Source organism: Nonomuraea sediminis (assembly GCF_018531495.1).
Classification (GTDB): domain Bacteria; phylum Actinomycetota; class Actinomycetes; order Streptosporangiales; family Streptosporangiaceae; genus Nonomuraea; species Nonomuraea sediminis.
Genome location: NZ_JAHDTI010000010.1, coordinates 226,317 through 246,212 on the forward strand (window position 1 = coordinate 226,317; position 19,896 = coordinate 246,212).

Below are 19,896 nucleotides of genomic sequence, written 5' to 3' on the forward strand. Positions count from 1 at the left end.
CCGTCATGACTACTCTTCCCGAACAGACAGGACGGACCGCCGTCATCACCGGCGGCAACAGCGGGATCGGCCTGGCCGCCGCCGACGCGTTGGCGCGGGCGGGCGCGCATGTCGTGCTCGCCGTACGAGACGTCAAGCGCGGACAGGCCGCCGCGGACGGCATCCGGGGCAAGGTGGAGGTGCGGCGGCTGGATCTGGCCGACCTGAGCTCGGTGCGCGAGTTCGCCGCCGCCTGGCAGGGCGAACTCGACCTGCTGATCAACAACGCCGGGATCATGAACATCCCGGAATCGGTTACCAAGGACGGCTTCGAGACCCAGTTCGGCACCAACCATCTCGGGCACTTCGCCCTGACCAACCTGCTGCTGCCGCACATCACCGACCGCGTGGTCACCGTGTCGTCCGGCGCGCACAGGCTGCCCGGCGCCCGCATCCACTTCGACAACCTGAACCTGATCGGCGAGTATGCCCCGGTGAAGGCGTATGCCCAGTCCAAGCTGGCGAACCTGCTGTTCACCCTGGAACTGCAGCGCCGGCTCACGGCGGCCGGGTCCTCCGTGCGGGCGCTGGCCGCGCACCCCGGCTGGGCCGCCACCAACCTGCAGGGGCGTGACGCCAGCGCGCTGCGCCGGCTGCTGTCGGAGGCGGGCAACCGGCTGATCGCCCAGGACAGCCGGGCGGGCGCGCTGCCGACGCTCTACGCCGCGATCCGAGACCTGCCCGGTGCCAGCTACGTTGGCCCCAACGGGTTCGCCGAGGTCCGCGGCGCTCCCACGCTGGTCGGCAGGACGGCCGCGGCCAGCGACCCGGACACCGCCCGCCGCCTGTGGACGGTCTCGGAGGAGCTGACCTCCGTCACCTTCCCCGACCTGGCCGCAGCCACGAACTGACCGGCTTCTGAGGTGCGCTAGCCTTACGTTCGAAACTTGAGACATCGCATCTCAATCTGTGAGGAGACCGCCGGGTGACCGAGACCGCGCCGACCGGGCTGGGACGGCGGCGGCGCAGGCTGTCGGACGAGGAGACCGAGCGGCGGATGCTGGACGCCGCGCTGGCCATGGTCAACGAGGCGGGCCTGACCGTGAGCCTGGAGCACATCAGCTTCGAGGACGTCATCCGCGACGCCGGGGTGGCCCGTAGCGCGGTCTACCGGCGCTGGCCGTACAAGGACCTGTTCTTCAGCGACCTGCTCAGAGAGCTGGCCAAGGGCACCGGCCCGGCCATCGGGCGCGGCAACCCGGCGGCCGTCGAGGCGATCGGGCGGCTCATCCTGGAGCGGGCGGACTGGCTTCGGACGCCCGAGCTGCGGCGCGCGCTGGCGGCGGAGGTGCTGCGGCAGGCGGCGCTGACCGAGTTCGAGGTGTTCCACCGGTCGGCGGAGTGGCGGACGTACTTCGCCCTGCACGCCACGTTCCTGAGCCTGCCCGACGGCGAGCTGCGCGACGAGGTGCAGGCGGCGCTGGCGGGCTCGGAGCGGCAGCTGCTGACGCGGATCGCCAACGCCTACAGGCGGGTCGCCCGGCTGCTCGGGCTGCGGCTACGGCCGGAGTCCGGTGCCACCTTCGAGACGCTGGCCGGGCTGGTCAGCGCCACGATCAGGGGCATGGTGATCATGGCTCCCGCGACGCCGGAGATCGCGACCAGACGCGTCGAGGCCAACCCGTTCGGCGCGCCGCAGGCAGAGGAATGGTCGGAGCCGGCGCTCGGCCTGGCCGCGCTCGCGATGACCTTTATCGAAGCCGATCCGGAGGTGGAGGTCGAGTGGACCGAGCTGAAGCAGGCGTTGGAGAGCGGCTCATGGGCGAGCTGACGGCGGACTGCTCACGCTGCTTCGGCCTGTGCTGCGTGGCACTGACGCTGTCGAAGTCGGCCGACTTCGCGATCGACAAGCCCGCCGGCGACCCGTGCCCCAACCTGACGCAGGAGTTCCGCTGCGGCATCCACGCCAAGCTGCGGCAGAGCGGCTTCCCCGGTTGCACGGTCTACGACTGCTTCGGCGCGGGACAGAAGATCTCGCAGATCACCTTCAGCGGGCGTGACTGGCGGCAGGCGCCGGAGACAGCCGGGCAGATGTTCGCGCTGCTGCCGATCATGCGGCAGTTGCACGAGCTCCTGTGGTACCTGACCGAGGCGCTGCGGCGGCCCGAGACCCGCGAGCTTCACACCGAGCTGGGCAGGGCCCGCGACGAGATCGAGCGCCTCACCCTGCTGGACGCGGGCGACATCGAGAAGCTCGATGTGGCGGCGCACCGGGGCGAGGTCAACGGGCTGCTGCTGCGCGCGAGCGAGCTGGTGCGCGGCAGGACGCCCAAGAAGAAGGAGCGGCGCGGGGCCGACCTGATGGGTGCCCGGCTCCGCGGCGCCGACCTGCGCGGGGCCAACCTGCGCGGCGCCTATCTGATCGGCGCCGACCTGCGCGGCGCGGACCTGCGGCTGGCCGACCTCATCGGGGCGGACCTGCGCGACACGGACCTGCGCGGCGCCGACCTCACCGGGTCGCTGTTCCTCACGCAGGCGCAGGTCAACGCGGCCAGGGGCGACTCGGCGACGAAGCTGCCGCCGTCACTGACCCGGCCCGCGCACTGGTCCTGACCGCGGGGAGCCCTTGGCCGCGACCCGGGCGCCGAAACGGGCGGCGTCGATGACCGCCCGCTCGTGGGTGCCCGCGCTGATGACGTCCACGCCGTCGTGCGCGGACACCTCGAAGCGCAGCCGTCGCCCGTCCACCTCGACCAGCCGCGCGCGGCAGGTCACCGTCAGCCCCGGCGGGGTGGCGGCCTGGTGGCTGACGTCGATGTGCGTGCCGACCGTCTGCTCGCGCGGCCAGTCAAGGTACGGCATGACGGCCTGCACGCACGTCCACTCCAGCAGCCCGACCAGGAACCCGGTGGCGAACACCCGCGGCATCCGCTGGAACTCAGGCGCCTCCGGATACAGCGCCGCCACGATCTTGCTCTCCGGCACCTGGAAGGCGAACTCGTGCTCCAGCCCCTCACGCATCCTCGGCTCCGATCATCCGTGCGGCGGCCGCCTTGGCCCTGAGCATCGCGCCACGGTCCCCGTCGACCACCACCCGGGCGTTGGCCCCGTCGATCAGCAGGAGCAGCGCGTATCCGACCTCGTCCGGGTCGTCCAGCCCCGCCTGCGCGGCCAGCTCGCTCAGCCGGTCGCGTAGCCAGGCCTTGTAGGCGGAGATCACCTTGCGCGCCGGGTGCGCGGGGTCGGGCAGCTCCACCGCGGCGTTGGTGAACGGGCAACCTCGGAAACCCTCCGCGCCGTGGCCGCGGGCCAGCCAGTCGAAGACCGCCAGCAGCCGCTCGGCCGCCGACCCGCCGGCCTGGACGAGGAACTCGGTCAGCGCGGCCTGCCGTACGGCGCGGCGCCGCTCCAGGACGGCGGCCACCAGGTTCTCCTTGGAGCCGAACTGGGCGTAGAGGGTGGGTTTGGACACTCCGGCCCGCTCGACCAGCGTGTCCACGCCGGTGGCGCGGATGCCTTCGGTGTAGAAGACCTCGGTGGCGACCTCCAGCAGCCGCTGCCCGCCCGGGCTGTAGCGATGCACAGCTTCGATACTGACAGGTCAGTAAAGTCAGGGCAAGCGGGCCACGGCCTCCTGGATGCCGTCCAGGAGGAGCTCCAGTTCGGTGCCGAAGGCCTCCTCGGCCCGCTCCTCCCACCTGGCTCCCCCGGCGTCCTCGGTCTGCAGCCAGATCACCAGCGGATAGCGGTCGGCGAAGCCGGGCGCGACCTCCTCAAGCACGGCCGCGCGGGACATCCACCACTCGTCGTCGGAGGTCCCGGTGGCCGCCGGCGCCTGCCGGGACTCGGCGATCACCCGGGCGGCGCCGCGGACCAGGTCGAGCAGGGCCGCGACCGCGCCGCGCAGCACCCTTGCCCGCAGTCCGGTCTGGGACAGGATCCCGGCGAGCGTCTCGAGCGACTGGAACTCGTTGGGCCCGAGCACCGGGCGGGCCTGCGAAACCTGCAGCACCCAGGGGTGGCGCAGGTAGAAGGCGCGCGTGTCGTACGCCCACGAGGTGAGGGCCGCCCGCCATCCGCCGCCCGGCGGGTAGTCGCGGGGCAGCTCGGCGAGCACGTGGTCGTACATGAGGTCGACCAGCTCGTTCTTGCTGGGCACGTAGGTGTAGAGCGCCATGCCGGTACGGCCGAGCCGCTCGCCGACCGCGCGCATCGAGACCGCGGCCATGCCCTGCTCGTCGGCGACCGCGACGGCCGCCTCGACGATGGCCTCCACGCTCAGCCCCGGCTTCGGGCCCGGACGCGGCTCCTCGGCCTGCGGCGTGCGCCACAGCAGGGACATCGACCGGCGCGCGTCCCCCTGACCGGCGAAGACCGTCATCCAGCAACTCCTTATGGTGTAAATTATTGGGCTCAACCTACCACGGGGCCTTCCGGTAGGGTGTGACGCCCACCCTGGCTCCGAGGAGCGGCTCGCCCCATGATGACAAGCGAGGACTTCTCGCGACGGACCGATCCCTTCCGGCGCGAGCTGCTCGTGCACTGCTACCGGATGCTGGGCTCGGTGCACGACGCAGAAGACCTGGTCCAGGAGACCATGCTGCGTGCCTGGCGGGCCTTCGACCAGTACGACGAGAGCCGCGCCTCGCTGCGCACCTGGCTGTACCGGATCGCCACCAACGCCTGCCTGACCGCGCTGAAGAAGGACAGCCGCAGGCCGCTGCCGTCCGGGATGGTCGCGCCTGGCGAGGATCCGACGCTGCCGCTCAAGCCGGGGCACGAGGTGAGCTGGTTGCAGCCGATCCCCGACGCGATGCTCGATCCGGCCGCCGTGCTGGCCTCGCGGGGCAGCCTGCGGCTGGCGCTGATCGCGGCGATGCAGCTGCTGCCCGCCCGTCAGCGGGCGATCCTCATCCTGCGCGAGGTGCTCGGGCTGCCGGCCGCCGAGGTGGCCGAGATGCTGGAGACCTCGACGGCCGCGGTCAACAGCGGGCTGCAGCGGGCCAGAGCCAGGCTCGGCAACGTCACGCCGTCGGAGGACTCGCTGGGCGAGCCGTCCTCTGCCCACGATCGCGAGGTGCTCGACCGTTACGTGGCGGCCTTCGAGAGCGCGGACCTGGAGTCGTTGAAGCGGCTGCTGACGGACGAGGCGATCCTGGAGATGCCGCCGTTCCTCAACTGGTTCATCGGTGCCGACGCCTACACGCGCTTCATCGCCCGCGTCTACGAGATGCGCGGCACCGACTGGAAGCTGCTGCCCGTCGCGGCCAACGGCCAGCCGGCCGTGGCCGCCTACGCGCGGGCAGACGACGGCGTCTACCGCCTGCACACGCTGCAGGTCTTCGCGGTGGAGGGCTCGCGCATCAGCCGCAACGTGGTGTTCATGGACGACGAGGTCTTCAGTCTGTTCGGTCTAGCTCCTCGGCTGTCGTGACGAAGCGGATGTGGGTGCCGCGGTTGCATTCGCGGACCCAGTCGCGGAAGGCGTCGCTGGCCTCCACGTGGCGGGAGACGTCGCCGACGAAGGCCACGTCCACGCGGTAGACGGCGAGCTTGCCGACGATCTGGCCGGCCACGCCGGTGCTGAGGCGGAAGAAGTCCTCGTGCAGGCGTTCCACGGGGATCGCCACGCGGCCGGCGCGGTGGGAGATGGCCTCGCCGACGAGGTCGGCGGCGTCCTGCTCGGTTCGCAGCGGCTCGCCGTACGGGTCGAGGTGGAAGGTGTCAGACATCGAGGAATTCCTTGATCGTTGAGGTGTGGCCGGGCAATACGGCCAGCGTGCGGTAGCGGCGCTTCACGGCCTTGTCGGTTATCGGCGATCCTGAGTGACGACCTCGACGAGGTTGAGCAGGCCCGCGGTCTCGGCGACGCCGCCGAGGATGATGATCTTCACGGTGGCGCGGGACTCGTCGTAGACGATCTCGACGCGCACCCCCTCGGCGGCGGCCAGGAGCAGCGTGCTGAGGCGGTCGACCTCGACGCGGTCGGTGCCGTCGAGCTGGACGATCGTGGAGGCCTCCAGGTGGCGGGCGGGCTTGGGGGCGCCGGTGAAGGCGGCCAGGTCCTCCGGGGAGATCCGGTACTGCTTGCCGATGCGGACGGCGTTGAGCCTGCCGTCGCGCACGTAGCCGCGCACGGTCTTGACGTGCAGGCCGAGCAGCTTGGCCACCTGCTCCACGGAGTACATGTTCCCCAAACTACCCTATTTCGCATTTATAGGGAGCGATAGGGAATCCATCTGCCGGCAGCGAAAGAGGGCTCCTCTCGACGCCGTGGCCGCGTAGGTTCCGGGTTATGGATCTCGATGAGGTGATGCCCGGGCTGCACCTGCTCCGGTTCGGCCTGGGCCAGGCCTATCTGTGGCACGAGCGCGACGCCCTGACGCTGATCGACACCGGCATGCCCGGGGCGGCCGCCGACGTGGCGGGCGCGATCACGTCGCTGGGGTTCTCGCCGTCCGACGTGCGCAACGTCGTGGTCACCCACGCTCACGAGGACCATTACGGCTCGGTCGCCGAGATCGCGTCCTGGGGCGAGGCCGCGATCATGGTGGGGCGGGCCGACGCCGCCGTGATCCGCGGCCACGAGTCCGCGCCGCGGCCGGTGCGCGAGGAGATGCCCGACTGGGAGCTGGCCCTCTACGACAACCTGCCGCCGATGCCGGTGTGCGCGCCCGCCCGGGTCGACCGCGAGCTGGACGACGGCGACGTGCTGGACTTCGGCGGCGGCGCCGAGGTGATCGCCATTCCCGGGCACACCGCCGGGAGCGTGGCCATCCACCTGCCGCGGCACCGGCTGCTGTTCTCCGGCGACACCATCGCCAACATCGAGGGCAACACGATCCTCGGCGTCTTCAACACCGATCCGGCAGGAGCCGCCGACTCCTTCAGGAAGCTGGCCGAGTTCGACCTCGGCCTGGTGCTGGTGGGCCACGGCGATCCGCTGACCGGCGAGGCCTCGGCCCGGCTGCGTCAGGTGGCGAGCGCGCTGTGAGGGCCGCCTACGACGAGATCGCTTCGTGGTACGAGCACGAGTTCCTCGGCCCTGGAGACGCCATCGGCGTGACCCGGTCGCTGCGCGAACTGCTCGGCGAGGGGCGGGGCACCTGCCTGGAGATCGGCTGCGGCACCGGGGTGCACGCCGCGGCCGTCCGCGAGCTGGGCTGGACCCCGATCGGCGTGGACCTGTCGGGCGGGATGCTGCGATACGCGCGCGAGCGGCTGCCGGTCATGCGCGCCGACGCCGGGCGGCTGCCGCTGCGCGACTCCTCGGTCCCCGCGGTGATCGCGATGATGGTCCACACCGACATGCCCGGCTATCCGGACGTGCTGCGGGAGGTGGCCAGGGTGCTGCGGCCCGGCGGGGTGTTCGTGCACGTGGGGGTGCATCCGTGCTTCTGCGGCGGGTTCGCCGACCGCAGCGACCAGGACGCCATCGTGATCAAGCCCGGCTATCTGCGGACCTACTGGACCAAGGAGTCGTTCACCACGCACGGCGTACGCGACAAGGTGGGCGCCTACCACTGGCCGCTGCCCTCGCTGCTCAACGCCTTCCTGGAAGCGGGGCTGCAACTCGAGCGCTTCGCCGAAGGGGGCGCGCCCATCCCGACCGTGCTGGGGTTCAGGACACGCGCTTCCGGAGCCCGTGTCGAGCCCGGGTAGGACTGTATGACTCGTGGTGTGAACTGGACGGCTATGGTGACCGGCCATGAGGTTTCTCATCGTCGGCGGTAGCGGGTTTCTTGGCGGCGAAATCGCCCGGCAGTGTCTGGCGGCCGGGCATGAGGTGGCTGCGACCTACTTCACCCGGTCAGGAGCGGCCGCGGGTGTCGAGTGGCTGCCGCTCGATGTGCGCCGACGGGAGGACGTCGACACGCTGATCGGCGCGTTCCGGCCAGAGGTGGTCATCAACGCCGCGTACCGGCAGACGGATTGGGCGACCACCGCGATCGGAGCCGCGAACGTGGCTCTCGCCGCCTCCGCGGCAGGTGCGCGCCTGGTCCATGTGTCCAGCGACGCGGTCTTCTCCGGCGCCGCCATTCACTATGACGAGACGTGCGTCCCAGACCCGATCGCCCCCTACGGTGCGGCCAAAGCCGCTGCCGAGACAGCAGTGAACGCGATCGCGCCAACCGCGGTGACAGCCCGGACGTCCCTGATCATCGGTGACGGCGATTCTCCGCACGAGGCGCTCGTGTATTCGCTGGCCACCGGCAAGGCGAGCGGAACGCTGTTCACCGACGACGTGCGATGTCCCGTGCACGTCGCCGACCTCGCCGCGGCGCTCCTCGAGCTCGCCGCATCCGAGTATCACGGCATCCACCATGTCGCAGGAACCGATGCGATGAGCCGATACGAGCTGGGCCTGCTCATCGCCCGACGTGACGGACTCGACCCAGGCCGATTGCCTGCGGGCCGACGAGCGGACACCGATGTGCCCGGCCCGATAGACGTGCGCTTGGAGTGCGGCATGACTCAGCGTCGGCTACGAACCAGGCTGCGTGGCGCGCGGCAGTTCCTGGGGTGAAGGCATACCAGGGAGGGTTATGGGTGGAGGGTCTGGGACAGCCACGTCTGCCAGGCGGGGCCCTGGTCGGCGGTTGGGGTGAAGACGTGGTGGGAGGCGATCATCATGCCGCCCAGGCCCTGGATGAAGCGGTAGAGGGCGTCCGGGGTGCGGATGCCGAGCGTCTGGGCGTTGGCGAAGAAGACTTCACCGTCGATCGGCCCGATTCCTTCGACGGTGAAACGGCCGTCACCTATTTCCGAGCGCAGCACCTGCCAGGCGCGTGCCCAGTCGCTGACCTGCGGGCCGAACTCCGTGACAGTCGTGGCGGTACGGCCGGCGAAGTGCGTGAGGTATTCCACCAGCGTGGCGAAGAACAGTCCGAGCCCGTTGGTCATGGCCTCGAACTCGTCCTCCCAGTCGTCGCCGGGCAGGAAACCGCTGGTGACCATGCGCACGAGCGTGCTGCCCTGGCCGCGGGCCTCGACAAGGAACTCGTAGGCCAGCATGCGGCCGTCCTCGCCGGTGGGTTCGGCGTGGGCGAAGCGTTCGAGGTGATCCGCGGCGGTGACCTTCGAGGTCAGCTCCATGGCGCCGAAGGCGGTGCGGATCACGTCACCGTCGATCTCGGTGCGGCCCATGAACCAGGAGTCGATGCCGGGCCCGGTGGCGATGGCCTGCCACACCTGCTCGGGCGTGACGTCAAGCAGGGCTTCCTGCGGCAGCTCGTAAGCGTGGCCCACTCAGGACTCCTCCTTCACCGAAGGGTGAACGGCCACGATCACCCGGTGCGAGCGGCCGCCCTCGGCGCTCTCGTCGTGGTACTTGCTGACCAGCGAGGTCACGGCCACGGCCAGTTCCTCGGCGAAGGCCGCCCGGTCGGCGGCGGTGGCGAAGCGCACCTCCCCGTCGATCGCGAACGTGGCCAACCGCTTGCGCGCCTTGGCGGCGCCGGTGATCAGCATGCCCACGTCGCGGACGAGCTGGGCGGCCAGTGCCAGCAGCCACCTGGCCGACAGCCGGTCGGGCGAGCGGGAGGGGTCGGGCTGGACGGCGGCGAGGGCGACCGGGGAGATCACGTACGAGGCGCCGGTGGCCCGCATCACGCGCTCGGTGACGTTGCCCTTCTTGCGCTCCTCGACGAGCTCGACCAGGCCGTGCTTCTCCAGGGTGCGCAGGTGGTAGTTGACCTTCTGCCTGGCCAACCCCACCTTCGCGGCCAGCGACGTGGCCGAGCCCGGCTCGACCAGCTCGGCCAGCAGCCTGGACCGCATCGGGTCCAGCGACACCTCGGCGGCCGCCGGATCCTCGATCACCGTCACTTCTTCCATGCCTTAACGATCTCACCGACAATTTTCGTTGTCAACACGGCGGACCGCCCCCTCCGATCGTCCCACACGGCGGTCGCTCGCTTCTTCTGCCGCTCCTCTTGTACGGCCGGCCCCCGCCACCGGCTGCCCGCCGTACGGTGCCCGCGGAGGCGTCATGCCCGCGCGGGCCCACCCCTATTCGGGGATGATCGCTGTGGCGTCGATCTCCACGAGCGCGCCCGGGCGGGCGTGACCCGCGGTGGAAACGACCGTGATGGCCGTGCGGTGATCACCCCACACCGACCGCGTCGCCTCGTATCCCACCTGTGCGTCGCTCCCGCCGACAAGGTAGATGTTGAGTTTGACGACATGCTCGGGACCGGTACCCGCGGCGGCAAGCACGGCCAGCACGTTCCGCATCGCCTGAGCGCTCTGCGCCTCGATGCCGTCCAGCAGGTTCCCCGTGCTGTCGGTGCCGAGCTGGCCACCGACGTAGACGGTCCGGGCGGCGGGGGCGATCACGCCCTGCGTGAAGGCAGGGCTGACGTAGAGCCCTTCAGGGTCGAGGTGGGTCGTCGTGACGGTCATGAGTCTCTCCTTGAGGTGTGCAGGTAGAGGTCGCGCAGCAGGCAGACCTCGGACAGGTGGTGGATCAGCTCGCGGTGGATGTGCAGCACCAGATCGGCCATGGGCGCCTCGGGGTAGGGCTCCTTCTCGCCGACCGGCACCCGCAACCCTGCCTCGCCGAGGCCGCGCACCCCGGCCAGCCAGACGTCGAGCTGGGTCTCGAGCTGGTCGAGCGCGGTGGCCGCGCTGCCGGCGTACTCCCAGCTGTCGTACGACGCCGCCGGCGCGCCGAAGTGCGCCGCGTTGCGTGCGGCGAGCACGCCGACGATGACGTGACCGAGCCGCCAGGCGATCGTGGTGAAGGCCGCGGGGACAGGCGCGGGGATGGCGTAATCGATCGTGTAGTCCCCCGCGCCGATCTGCACGGGCGCCGTCGAGGTGCCGCGCGGCCGCACGCTCCAGGCGTCCGGCACCGGCGACCAGAAGTACTCCTCGTCGGTGAGGCCGTCGAGCCGGGCGCGGAGCTGGTGGTTCCAGTGGAACTCCAGTTGCTCGCGCAGCGCCCGGTTCCAGTCGAGTTCGTCTGCGTCCATGTGGCCACCCTGACGCCTCTGGCGGACAGGATCGGTCCGCTATCTGGCAGGCTGGCGACATGGACGGCGCGCGCGGTGACGAGCAGGGTACGACGGAGCGGGTGCTGACCCTGCTCGGGCTGCTGCAGGAGCGCCGGGTCTGGACCGGCCCCGAGCTCGCCGACCGGCTCGGGGTCACGCCCCGCACGGTACGGCGTGACGTCGAGCGGCTGCGTGTTCTCGGCTATCCGGTGCATGCCAGCCAGGGTGTCGGCGGCGGCTACCAGCTCGGCCCGGGGAAGGACCTGCCGCCGCTGCTGCTCGACGACGAGGAGGCGATCGCCACCGCGGTCTCGCTGCTCGCCGGCGCGGGTGGCGCGGTCGCCGGCGCGGGCGACGCCGCGCTCCGGGCGCTGACCAAGCTCGACCGGGTGCTGCCCACCCGGCTGCGGCACGAGGTGCGCGCGCTGTCCGGCTCGGTGGAGTCCTTCGGCGGGGGCCGCACGCCGGTCGATCCCGAGGTGCTCATGACGCTGGCCAGAGCCTGCCGTGACGAGGTCGAGGCCACCTTCGACTATCCGTCGGGGAGTCAGGTGCGACGGCGGCGGGTCGAGCCGTACCGCCTGGTCGCCTCCGAGCGGCGCTGGTACCTGTTCGCCTACGACCTCGATCGCGACGACTGGCGCAGCTTCCGCGTCGACCGGATGACCGAGGTGGCCGCGCGGACCTGGCGTTTCCACCCGCGCGCGGCGCCCGACGCGGCGTCGTACGTGCAGGAGAGCGTGGCGAGCCGGGTCTACCCGCACCAGGCGCGCTTCCTCGTGCACGCCTCGGCCGACACGGTGCGCGCGCAGATTCCGGCGTCGGCGGCCGTCGTACTACCGCGCGGGAGCGAACGCTGCGAGGTGGTCAGCGGCGCCGCCAGCCTCGACTTCGTGCTCATGCACATGGTCCTGCTGGGGCACGACTTCGAGGTGCTAGACCCTCCGGAGCTGAGCGCGCGCTGTCGCGCGCTGGCCGCCAGACTCCTGTCGGCCGGCGCGACGGTCGCGGAGGAGCTATGAGGTGAGGCGGGCGGCGCGGGATTCGAGGTAGCGCTGTTCAGGGAGGCTGGTGGTACGGCGGGCCGCGTCGCGATAGGCGGCCGCGGCGGCGGCGCGGTCGCCCGACATCTCCAGAAGGTGCGCGCGGACGGCGGCGAGGCGGTGGTGGGTGGCCAGGCGTTCGTCCGCGGCGAGGTCGTCGAGGGCGGCGAGGCCGGCCTGGGGCCCGTTGACCATGGCGAGGGCGATGGCGTGGTTGAGGCGGATGACCGGGTTGTCCTCCATCCGCAGCAGCACCCCGTACAGCGCCAGGATCTGCGGCCAGTCCGTGTCCTCCGCCCGCGCGGCCTCGTCGTGGACGGCGGCGATGGCGGCCTGGAGCTGGTACGGGCCCAGGTCCGTGGTGCGCAGGGCCCGGCTGACCAGTTCGACGCCCGCCGCGATGGCCTCGCGGTCCCACAGGGTGCGGTCCTGCTCGGCGAGCGGGATGAGGCGGCCTGCCAGATCGGTGCGGGCGGGACGGCGGGCCTCGGTGAGCAGCATGAGGGCGAGCAGCCCGGCGACCTCCCCGTCGGCGGGCAGCATCCGGTGCACCATCCGCGTCAGGCGGATGGCCTCCGTGGTCAGTTCGGGGCGGTGCAGGTCGGGGCCCGAGGTGGCGGTGTAGCCCTCGTTGAAGATCAGGTAGAGCACGTGCAGCACGACGCGGAGCCGCTGGGCCCGCTCGGACTCCGGCGGCATGGCGAAGTCCGCCCCCGCGGACTTGATGCGCTGCTTGGCCCGGCTGATCCGCTGCGCCATCGTCGCCTCGGGCACCAGGAAGGCGCGGGCGATCTGCGCCGTGGTGAGACCGCCCACCGCACGCAGCGTCAACGCCAGCTGCGACGGCTCCGACAGCGACGGATGGCAGCACAGGAACAGCAGCGTCAGCGTGTCGTCGCGGTCGCCGAGCCGCTCCTCCCCCGGCTCGGGCAGCACCCAGTCCTCGCGCGCCGCGACGGTCTCCTCCCGCCGGCGGCGCGCGCTCTCGCTGCGTACCTGGTCGGCCAGCCGCCTCGAGGCCACCGTGATCAGCCAGGCGCGCGGGCTGTCGGGGAGGCCCTGCTCCGGCCACTGCACGGCGGCGTCGAGCAGGGCCTCCTGCACCGCGTCCTCGCAGGCGTCGAACTGCTCGTAGCGCCGCACCAGGATGCCGAGCACCTGCGGCGCCAGCTCCTTGAGCAGCCGCTCGACCTCTGTCACCCCTCGACCTCGTCGATGATCGGCCTGACCTCCATCGCGCACAGCCGGGCGTCGGGCCACCGCACGGCGATCTCGGTCGCCCGCTCCAGGCTGTCGCACTCCACGATCAGGTAGCCGGCCAGGTGCTCCTTGGCCTCAAGGAATGGCCCGTCGGTGATCGCGGGCACGCCGTCGCGCACCCGCACGGTCCTCGAGGTAGCCACCTCGGCCAGCGCCTGCCCGCCGACCAGCTCGCCGGACTCGGTCAGCTCCTTCATCAGCGCGTCGACCTCGCCCATGATCTCGTCCATGTGCTCGGCGATGTACTGCTGGGACGCCGGGTTGCTATAGATCATCAGCATGTACTTCATGCGATGGCTCCTCTCTTCCGTCCCCTAGTCGTAGCAGGTCTCGCCTCCTCTACGTGCTCAACGCAAGATCTTTTCGTACGGGTCAGTGGCCCGCCGTACCAGGAAGGTCCTTTCCCAGGCGGGCGAGCGGGGACAGGGCCATGAACAGCGGGGACAGCGCGAGTGCGACCGCGGTGAGGAGGAGGCCGGTGCGCGGTCCGAGCGCGCCGGCCAGGTAGCCGCCGAGCAGCGAACCGAGCGGGGTCAGGCCCATGCCGACGAAGTTGATCGTGGCGACGACGCGGCCCTGGAGCGGGATGGGGGTGATGGCCTGGCGCACCGTGACGACGGTGACGTCCACCAGCTGGCTGAAGACTCCGAACAGGAAGTTGACCGCCATCAGCGCGGCGATCGTGACGGCGGAGGAGCCGTGCAGCGCGGGGACGACGAGCATCACGCCGTCGGCGAGGACGGCGGCGGACACCAGGACGGGGCCGTAGCCGAACCGCCTCGGCAACAGGGCCGACAGCAGGGAACCCACCAGCGCGCCCGGGCCCGTCGCGGCCAGCACGAGCCCGACGGCGGCGCCAGGGAGGTGCAGGGTGCGCGGCAGGAACAGCAGGTAGACGGTCATCAGGGCGGCGAAGGAGAACTGGAAGAGGGCCGAGGAGATCCCCACGGCCCGCAACGAGGGGTCGCCGATCACGAAGCGCAGGCCCTGGTGGGCCTGCCTGGCGGTGGGTTCGGGCAGCGGTTCGACCCTGCGGATCCGCCGGATCGACAGGAAGGACAGGGCGAAGAAGAACGCGCTCCCCATGATGGCGATCGGCGCGGCGAGCAGCGAGGCCATGGCGCCGCCGAGCGCGGGGCCCGCGATCTGCGCGGCGGACCTGCTGCCTTCGAGCACGCCGTTGCCCTGGGCGAGCCGGTCGCGGTCCACGAGGCGGACGAGTAAGGCCTGGTAGGCGACGTCGAAGTAGACGGACAGGGCGCCGATGAGGAAGGCGACCAGGACGAGCAGCGGCATCCCGAGCAGGCCGAGAAGGTAGGCGACCGGGACGACGGCCAACGCCGCGGCCCTGCCGAAGTCGGCCACCACCATCACGGTGCGGGCGCGCCGGCGGTCCACCCAGGCGCCGGCGAACAGCGAGAGCAGCAGGATCGGCGCCTGCTGGACGGAGCGCAGGAGGCCGAGCTGCTGGGCGTCGGCGTTGAGCGCGACCACGGTGATGAGCGGCAGGATGATCTGGCAGGTCTGCGCCCCCAGCTGGGAAGCGGTCTGGCCGAGCCAGAGCCTGCGGAAGTCGGCGTCCTGCCAGAGCGCCTTCGTCGAAGGCCGCGCGGGAATCATGAACGGCACAGGGTGTCCTTCAGTCAGTGCCCGTCCCAGGGGATCCGGGCAGGAGGGGTCGCTGTGCCGCAGTTCGGGGTGCAGCACGCGGTGACGGGCCGTGGTGGCCCAGAACGTCAGCGCGTGCTCGGTTGGCCGACCATCTCCCCTCCTCAAAGGATCATTCGGACCTTAACCACCGTCCCCATGACTGAGCAACGCGTTTACCGCGACAAGTTTGACCCAAGATAGTTAGCAGTCGTACTATCGCTCATCGAATCAAAGGAGACCATCATGCGCACCTTGATAAGGAACGTCCGCCTGTTCGACGGCGAGACCGTCACCGAGTCCGCGAACGTGCCGATCGACGGCACCCGGATCGCCGAACCCGACGAGCGCCCGGCCGACGTGGAGATCGACGGACGTGGCAAGACCCTGCTCCCCGGCCTCATCGACGCCCACACCCACACCTTCGACGGCGATCTCGCCCAGGCGCTGCGGTTCGGCGTGACCACCGAGCTGGACATGTTCTGCCTGCCCGGCAACCTGGCCCGCCAGCGCAGGCTGGCCGCGGAGCGCGACGACGTGGCCGACCTGAGGAGCTCGGGCGTGCTGGCCACCGCGCCCGGCGGGCACCCGAGCCAGATCATGCAGTCCGTGGACGGCGACTTCGGCGACGCGGTCGGCGCGTTCGAGACCGTGGGCGCCGCACCGGAGGAGTTCGTCAAGGCGCGGTTGGCCGAGGGCGCCGACTACCTGAAGATCGTGGTCGACAACGGCAGCGTGTCAGGCCTGGACCTGCCGACGCTCGCCCCGGAAACCGTGGCCGCGCTCGTCGCCGCCGCCCACGACGCGGGACTCCAGGCGATCGCGCACGCCGTCACGGTCAGGGACGCGCTCATCTGCCTGGACGCCGGCGTCGACGGCCTGGCCCACGTGGTCTGCGACGCGGGGCCCGAGCAGGCCGAGGACCTGGCGGGCAGGATCGCGGCGGCGGGCACGTTCGTCGTCAGCACGCTCAGCTACTTCGAGGCCGTCACGGGCGACCCGCGCGGCGCGGAACTCCTCCGCGACCCCCGCATCGCATCCTTGCTCGGCGACAGAGTCACCGACCGCGACACGAGCACCATTCCCGTCCACCCGGAGGGCGTGCCCAACGCGGTGCACGCCGCCGCCGCGCTGCACCGGGCCGGGGTGCCGCTGCTCGCGGGCACGGACGCCAACCCCTGGGCACCCCTGCACGGCGCGAGCATGCACCGCGAGCTCGTTCTGCTCGTCCAGTCGGGTCTCACGCCCGCGCAGGCCCTCGCAGCGGCGACCAGCGTGCCCGCCCGCCACTTCGCGCTCACCGACCGCGGGCGCGTCGCGCCCGGCCTGCGCGCCGACCTCGTCCTGGTCTCCGGGGACCCCACCCAGGACATCACCGCCACCCGCGACATCACCGCAATCTGGCGCAACGGCACCCGCCTGCTCTAGTCCTACGAGAGGCGTCGGTCCACGAAGTCGCGCACCGTTTCGATCAGCGGCACGCGGTGGTCGGAGAGGGCGTGGTCCGTGGCCCACTCGTGGTGCTCCACCCACCCCGACCAGGACTCCACCAGCGGCCGATGGTGGACCTCGGCGGGCGTGACGTCATCCAGGGAGGTGCCGATCAGCATCACCGGCCGGTCGGCGAGCCGGTCGCCGAGCCCGGCCAGGCTCCACCGCTCCCCCGCCGCCTCCATCTCCGTCACCAGGGCCTCCCCGCTCGTCCCGCGCAACGGCAGCAGTTCCCCGTCCCACGCCTCGACCAGGTCGGCCCGCCCGTCATGGGTGAGGGAGCGGGCGACCGTACCGAGGTCGAAGGCGGAGACCGACACCACCGCGCGGACCTCGGGCAGCTCAGCGGCCGTCATCAGGGCCGCGAACCCGCCGAAGCTGTGCCCGAACAGCGCCACCCGCGAAGGATCGAGCCGATGCGCGGTGGCGAACGGCTCGTCGCGCACGGCGCGCGTCACCGTGGCCGCGTCGGCGAGGGCGTGCGACCACGACCAGGTGCCGCCCATCCCCCAGGCGCCCCGGTAGTGGAAGACCAGCGTGACGTAGCCGGAGGTGCGCAGGGCCTGGGCCAGGTCGAGGCTGCGTTCGTTGCCGGGGAAGCCCTGCAGGAGCACCACGACGGGATGCGGCCCTGGTCCGGCGGGCAGGTGCAACAGCCCGGCGAGCGTGACGCCCTGGCTGTCGAAGGTCACGGCGGAAGTGGAGGCTCGATTCACGGCCAAGACCGTAGCACTCCATCGAACCGATCGGTACCATCTATTCATGCCAGTGCCCAAGGGAGCCACGCTCGACCCCGGCAGGACGCGCGCCGCGATCCTCGACACCGCTACCACCGTGCTCTACGAACGCGGGCTCGACGGGGTGGGGGTGGCGGAGCTGTGCCGGGAGCTCGGCGTGTCCAAGGAAACGATCTACCGGCATTTCGGCTCCAAGGAGGGCCTGATCGAGGCGGTGCTCGAGCAGCGCAGCGACCGGGTGACGCAGTGGCTGAGCCAGGCGGCCGAGCAGGCGGGCCCGGATCCGCGGGCGCGGCTGGCGGCCGTGTTCGACGCGCTCGGGACGTGGCACGCCGAGCCCGGGTTCCGCGGCTGCGCCATGCTGAACGCCGCCACCCAGCACCACACCGACCCCGAACGCGGCCTGGCCGCCCGCCACCTGGAGCGCCGCCTCGCCCTGCTCACCGACATCGCCCGCAGCGCGGGCGCGGCCGACCCCGAGTCACTGGCCCGGCAGCTCCTGATCCTCATCACCGGCGCCACGATCGTCGCCGACCACCACCCCACGACCCCGAACGCCGCCGCCCACGCCCGCCACGCCGCCCTCACCCTCCTGCAGGCGGCCGGCAGCGTTTCTTGATCTTGCCGCGGGGCGTCTGAGCTTGTACGGCGAGCCGCCGCCACCGGCCGCCCACGGGCGGCGGGCCCGGGGGATCGGGTGACGCACCGCCGTGACGGTGGGTAACCGTCACCGACTCGCCGGAAGCGCCGGTCACAGGTCCCGCGCCGGAGTGCGGCGGGCGGCCGGTGGCGGTGGCATGCCGTAACAGATCAAGAGACGCACCGGGGTTGGCAGGGGCCGGCGCCCGAAAAACCTGGGCATCTACAAGCCCCGGACCCGGTAGACGTCAAGGCCGGTTCGGATGAGATCCGTTCGCGAATCGCACGGTGATGGACAAGCCGCCGTCGGGGCGTGCGCTGGTGGTAAGGGTGGCGTGGTGAGCTTGCGTGACGGCATTGACGATGGCGAGGCCGAGCCCGTAGCCGTCGCGGCTGCCGTGACGAACAGGCGCCAGTTTCTGGAAGGGTTGAAAGAGGCGCTGGATCTGGTTGCCGGGGATGACCGGCCCGCTGTTGGTGACCGTAAGGGCCACCTGCGCGCCGGAGGTCTGCGTGGTGATCTGGACGTGCCCGTCCGCGTGGTTGTGGCGGATGGCGTTGTCGATGAGGTTGGCGACGAGGCTTTCGATCAGTCTCGGGTCTCCGGTCGTCACCGCGGGCGTCAGGTGTCCGGCGAGGTCGATGCCTTTCCGCGTTGCCTGGTCACGGCGGGAGGCGAGCACTGATTCGGCGACGCGGGCGAGGTCGAGGGTGTCCCAGCGAGTGACGCCGCGCTCGCTGGTGGCCAGAGCGAGCAGTGCCTGGACGAGCCGCTCCTGGTGTCCGCCCAGAGCGAGGGCCTCCTGGCAGGCCGAGCGCAGGGTGTCGGTGTCGGCATCGGGGTCGGCGAGGGCGACTTCAAGCAGGGTACGCAGGCCTGCCAGAGGGGTGAGCAACTCGTGGGAGGCGTTGGCGACGAAGTGGCGTTGGGCGTCGAAGGAGGCCTCAAGGCGGGCGAACAGGTCGTCAAGGGTGTGGCCGAGCTCGGTCAGCTCGTCCGTGGGTTCGCCGAGGTCAAGGCGCCGGTGGAGGTCGCCGGCGGAGATGATTTGGGCGGTGGCGGTGATGGCGCGCAGCGGATGCAGGAACCGTCCGGCGACGAACCAGCCGAGAGCCAGGGCGACGGGAATCAGCAGGACCAGGGCGACGGCGGATCCCGTGAGAAGCTGGGGCAGGCTGATCCCGGGCCCGGTTTCGGTGATCGCGCTCGATGAGGGCTCGCCTTTGGGGGTGGCCGCGTCGATGCTGGCGAGCGGCACGGCGACGAGGACGACCACGAAGACCCCGGCGGCGTAGATGCCCGCCGCGTAGGCGAGCGCGAGCCGGGTCTGCAGGGACCTTCTGGCCGTCATGACGGTCCGATGCGGTAGCCGCCTTCGCGGATGGTCTCGATCACGGGCGGATCGCCGAGCTTGGCCCGTAACCGGTGCATGGTGTGCTTGACGGCGCTGCTGAAGGGGTCGGCGGCCTCGTCCCAGACGCGCTCAAGCAGCTCCTCGGCGGAGATGACCAGGCCGGGTACGGCGAGCAGGCATTCGAGCAGGGCGAACTCCCTGGGGCTCAGGTCAAGGCGCCGACCGGCCCTGGACGCGATACGGCGGGCCGGATCGAGGGTGATGTCCCCGCATGCCAGGGTGGGCGGCAGCGGCGGGGTGGCACGGCGGGCCAGGGCGCGGACGCGGGCGACCAGTTCGGCGAACGCGAACGGCTTGGGCAGGTAGTCGTCGGCGCCGAGGCTGAGCCCGTCGACGCGGTCCTCGATCGTGCCGGAGGCGGTGAGCATCAGTACGCGGGTCTCGCAGCGGCCGTGGGCCAGTCGCCGGCAGATCTCGTCCCCGTGGACGCCGGGCAGGTCGCGGTCGAGGATCACCACGTCGTAGCGGGTGGCGGCCAGGCGGTCGAGGGCGGCGGTGCCGTCCAGGACGACGTCGACGGCCATGCCCTCGCGGCGCAGCCCGGTTGCGATGGAGCGGGCGAGGACCTCGAAGTCCTCGACGACGAGAACCCTCACCGCCGATCACCGCCGGTCGTCGTGCGGACGGGGCGGCCGGGTTCAGGTGCCATGTCTCCACGATGCCAGGTCCCCGGTCGCAGCCGGGTCGC

The 19,896-nt window shown here is 71.3% G+C and carries 25 protein-coding genes; 10 read left to right on the forward strand and 15 right to left on the reverse strand.

What is annotated here, in order from left to right; all coding sequences use genetic code 11:
- The first annotated feature begins 5 nt into the window (after positions 1 to 5).
- The 3 genes from KIK09_RS35660 (at position 6) to KIK09_RS35670 (ending at position 2,592) form a co-directional block, all read left to right on the forward strand.
- The gene (locus KIK09_RS35660; RefSeq protein WP_214323848.1) at positions 6 to 890 is read left to right on the forward strand and encodes an oxidoreductase; all 885 of its coding nucleotides are present in this window, start codon (positions 6 to 8) and stop codon (positions 888 to 890) included.
- Between the two features lie 74 nt (positions 891 to 964).
- Positions 965 to 1,810, forward strand: coding sequence for a TetR/AcrR family transcriptional regulator (locus KIK09_RS35665; RefSeq protein ID WP_308164489.1), 846 nt, complete (start codon positions 965 to 967; stop codon positions 1,808 to 1,810).
- On the forward strand, positions 1,798 to 2,592 hold the full coding sequence (locus tag KIK09_RS35670; RefSeq protein WP_214323849.1) for a pentapeptide repeat-containing protein: 795 nt from the start codon (positions 1,798 to 1,800) through the stop codon (positions 2,590 to 2,592). The genes KIK09_RS35665 and KIK09_RS35670 overlap by 13 nt, the downstream gene beginning before the upstream one ends.
- On the opposite strand, the gene KIK09_RS35675 is transcribed toward KIK09_RS35670, so the two are convergent.
- From KIK09_RS35675 to KIK09_RS35685, 3 genes are read right to left on the reverse strand one after another with little or no spacing between them, the layout of a single operon-like run.
- Positions 2,563 to 3,000 carry a thioesterase family protein gene (locus KIK09_RS35675; protein ID WP_214323850.1) on the reverse strand — a complete coding sequence of 146 codons (438 nt, stop codon included), beginning with the start codon at positions 2,998 to 3,000 and terminating at the stop codon, positions 2,563 to 2,565. The two genes, KIK09_RS35670 and KIK09_RS35675, sit on opposite strands and share 30 nt — an antisense overlap.
- Positions 2,993 to 3,562 (reverse strand): TetR/AcrR family transcriptional regulator, encoded by a 570-nt coding sequence (locus KIK09_RS35680; RefSeq protein ID WP_214323851.1) that lies wholly within the window; start codon positions 3,560 to 3,562, stop codon positions 2,993 to 2,995. Before KIK09_RS35680 ends, KIK09_RS35675 begins: the two co-directional genes overlap by 8 nt.
- A gap of 27 nt (positions 3,563 to 3,589) precedes the next feature.
- Complete coding sequence (locus tag KIK09_RS35685) at positions 3,590 to 4,360, reverse strand: TetR/AcrR family transcriptional regulator C-terminal domain-containing protein (protein ID WP_214323852.1); 771 nt, start codon at positions 4,358 to 4,360, stop codon at positions 3,590 to 3,592.
- 99 nt (positions 4,361 to 4,459) lie between these two features.
- Here KIK09_RS35685 and KIK09_RS35690 point away from each other — a divergent pair, with 99 nt between their 5' ends.
- Positions 4,460 to 5,413 (forward strand): sigma-70 family RNA polymerase sigma factor, encoded by a 954-nt coding sequence (locus KIK09_RS35690; RefSeq protein WP_214323853.1) that lies wholly within the window; start codon positions 4,460 to 4,462, stop codon positions 5,411 to 5,413.
- Here KIK09_RS35690 and KIK09_RS35695 read toward each other — a convergent pair.
- On the reverse strand, positions 5,379 to 5,711 hold the full coding sequence (locus KIK09_RS35695; protein WP_214323854.1) for a DUF4180 domain-containing protein: 333 nt from the start codon (positions 5,709 to 5,711) through the stop codon (positions 5,379 to 5,381). The genes KIK09_RS35690 and KIK09_RS35695 overlap by 35 nt on opposite strands.
- A 78-nt stretch (positions 5,712 to 5,789) precedes the next feature.
- Positions 5,790 to 6,167, reverse strand: coding sequence for a helix-turn-helix domain-containing protein (locus KIK09_RS35700; protein WP_214323855.1), 378 nt, complete (start codon positions 6,165 to 6,167; stop codon positions 5,790 to 5,792).
- A 107-nt stretch (positions 6,168 to 6,274) separates the two neighbouring features.
- Here KIK09_RS35700 and KIK09_RS35705 point away from each other — a divergent pair, with 107 nt between their 5' ends.
- From KIK09_RS35705 to KIK09_RS35715, 3 genes are read left to right on the forward strand one after another with little or no spacing between them, the layout of a single operon-like run.
- Entirely contained in the window at positions 6,275 to 6,973 is a 699-nt protein-coding gene (locus tag KIK09_RS35705; protein ID WP_214323856.1) for an MBL fold metallo-hydrolase, read from the forward strand.
- Positions 6,970 to 7,641 (forward strand): class I SAM-dependent methyltransferase, encoded by a 672-nt coding sequence (locus tag KIK09_RS35710; RefSeq protein ID WP_214323857.1) that lies wholly within the window; start codon positions 6,970 to 6,972, stop codon positions 7,639 to 7,641. The genes KIK09_RS35705 and KIK09_RS35710 overlap by 4 nt, the downstream gene beginning before the upstream one ends.
- 46 nt (positions 7,642 to 7,687) lie before the next feature.
- Positions 7,688 to 8,506 carry a sugar nucleotide-binding protein gene (locus KIK09_RS35715; RefSeq protein ID WP_214323858.1) on the forward strand — a complete coding sequence of 273 codons (819 nt, stop codon included), beginning with the start codon at positions 7,688 to 7,690 and terminating at the stop codon, positions 8,504 to 8,506.
- A gap of 17 nt (positions 8,507 to 8,523) precedes the next feature.
- On the opposite strand, the gene KIK09_RS35720 is transcribed toward KIK09_RS35715, so the two are convergent.
- The 4 genes from KIK09_RS35720 to KIK09_RS35735 form a co-directional block, all read right to left on the reverse strand.
- On the reverse strand, positions 8,524 to 9,228 hold the full coding sequence (locus KIK09_RS35720; protein WP_214323859.1) for an SRPBCC family protein: 705 nt from the start codon (positions 9,226 to 9,228) through the stop codon (positions 8,524 to 8,526).
- A complete protein-coding gene (locus KIK09_RS35725) occupies positions 9,229 to 9,816 on the reverse strand; it encodes an ArsR/SmtB family transcription factor (protein WP_214323860.1) in 588 nt (195 codons plus the stop codon). It lies immediately after the preceding gene.
- 174 nt (positions 9,817 to 9,990) lie between these two features.
- On the reverse strand, positions 9,991 to 10,383 hold the full coding sequence (locus KIK09_RS35730; protein WP_214323861.1) for a RidA family protein: 393 nt from the start codon (positions 10,381 to 10,383) through the stop codon (positions 9,991 to 9,993).
- Positions 10,380 to 10,955, reverse strand: coding sequence for a DinB family protein (locus tag KIK09_RS35735; RefSeq protein WP_214323862.1), 576 nt, complete (start codon positions 10,953 to 10,955; stop codon positions 10,380 to 10,382). The genes KIK09_RS35730 and KIK09_RS35735 overlap by 4 nt, the downstream gene beginning before the upstream one ends.
- Positions 10,956 to 11,014: 59 nt before the next feature.
- On the opposite strand from KIK09_RS35735, the gene KIK09_RS35740 reads away from it, so the two are divergent.
- A complete protein-coding gene (locus KIK09_RS35740; protein ID WP_214323863.1) occupies positions 11,015 to 11,998 on the forward strand; it encodes a helix-turn-helix transcriptional regulator in 984 nt (327 codons plus the stop codon).
- Here KIK09_RS35740 and KIK09_RS35745 read toward each other — a convergent pair.
- The 3 genes from KIK09_RS35745 to KIK09_RS35755 all read right to left on the reverse strand — a co-directional run bounded on the left by KIK09_RS35745 (position 11,993) and on the right by KIK09_RS35755 (position 14,899).
- Positions 11,993 to 13,219, reverse strand: a complete 1,227-nt coding sequence (locus KIK09_RS35745) for an RNA polymerase sigma factor (protein ID WP_214323864.1) — start codon at positions 13,217 to 13,219, stop codon at positions 11,993 to 11,995. The two genes, KIK09_RS35740 and KIK09_RS35745, sit on opposite strands and share 6 nt — an antisense overlap.
- The gene (locus KIK09_RS35750) at positions 13,216 to 13,569 is read right to left on the reverse strand and encodes a YciI family protein (protein ID WP_214323865.1); all 354 of its coding nucleotides are present in this window, start codon (positions 13,567 to 13,569) and stop codon (positions 13,216 to 13,218) included. The genes KIK09_RS35745 and KIK09_RS35750 overlap by 4 nt, the downstream gene beginning before the upstream one ends.
- Before the next feature lie 82 nt (positions 13,570 to 13,651).
- Positions 13,652 to 14,899, reverse strand: a complete 1,248-nt coding sequence (locus KIK09_RS35755) for an MFS transporter (RefSeq protein WP_250574348.1) — start codon at positions 14,897 to 14,899, stop codon at positions 13,652 to 13,654.
- Positions 14,900 to 15,172: 273 nt separating this feature from the next.
- On the opposite strand from KIK09_RS35755, the gene KIK09_RS35760 reads away from it, so the two are divergent.
- A complete protein-coding gene (locus KIK09_RS35760) occupies positions 15,173 to 16,354 on the forward strand; it encodes an amidohydrolase family protein (RefSeq protein WP_214323867.1) in 1,182 nt (393 codons plus the stop codon).
- 2 nt (positions 16,355 to 16,356) lie between these two features.
- Here KIK09_RS35760 and KIK09_RS35765 read toward each other — a convergent pair whose 3' ends face one another.
- Complete coding sequence (locus tag KIK09_RS35765) at positions 16,357 to 17,133, reverse strand: alpha/beta hydrolase family protein (protein ID WP_308164492.1); 777 nt, start codon at positions 17,131 to 17,133, stop codon at positions 16,357 to 16,359.
- A 46-nt stretch (positions 17,134 to 17,179) separates the two neighbouring features.
- Between KIK09_RS35765 and KIK09_RS35770 the strand changes: the two genes are divergently transcribed.
- Positions 17,180 to 17,773, forward strand: a complete 594-nt coding sequence (locus KIK09_RS35770; RefSeq protein ID WP_214323869.1) for a TetR/AcrR family transcriptional regulator — start codon at positions 17,180 to 17,182, stop codon at positions 17,771 to 17,773.
- A gap of 268 nt (positions 17,774 to 18,041) precedes the next feature.
- On the opposite strand, the gene KIK09_RS35775 is transcribed toward KIK09_RS35770, so the two are convergent.
- Both KIK09_RS35775 and KIK09_RS35780 read right to left on the reverse strand, forming a co-directional pair.
- Complete coding sequence (locus KIK09_RS35775; RefSeq protein ID WP_308164494.1) at positions 18,042 to 19,070, reverse strand: sensor histidine kinase; 1,029 nt, start codon at positions 19,068 to 19,070, stop codon at positions 18,042 to 18,044.
- Positions 19,071 to 19,141: 71 nt separating this feature from the next.
- Complete coding sequence (locus tag KIK09_RS35780) at positions 19,142 to 19,804, reverse strand: response regulator transcription factor (RefSeq protein ID WP_214323871.1); 663 nt, start codon at positions 19,802 to 19,804, stop codon at positions 19,142 to 19,144.
- Positions 19,805 to 19,896 lie beyond the last annotated feature (92 nt).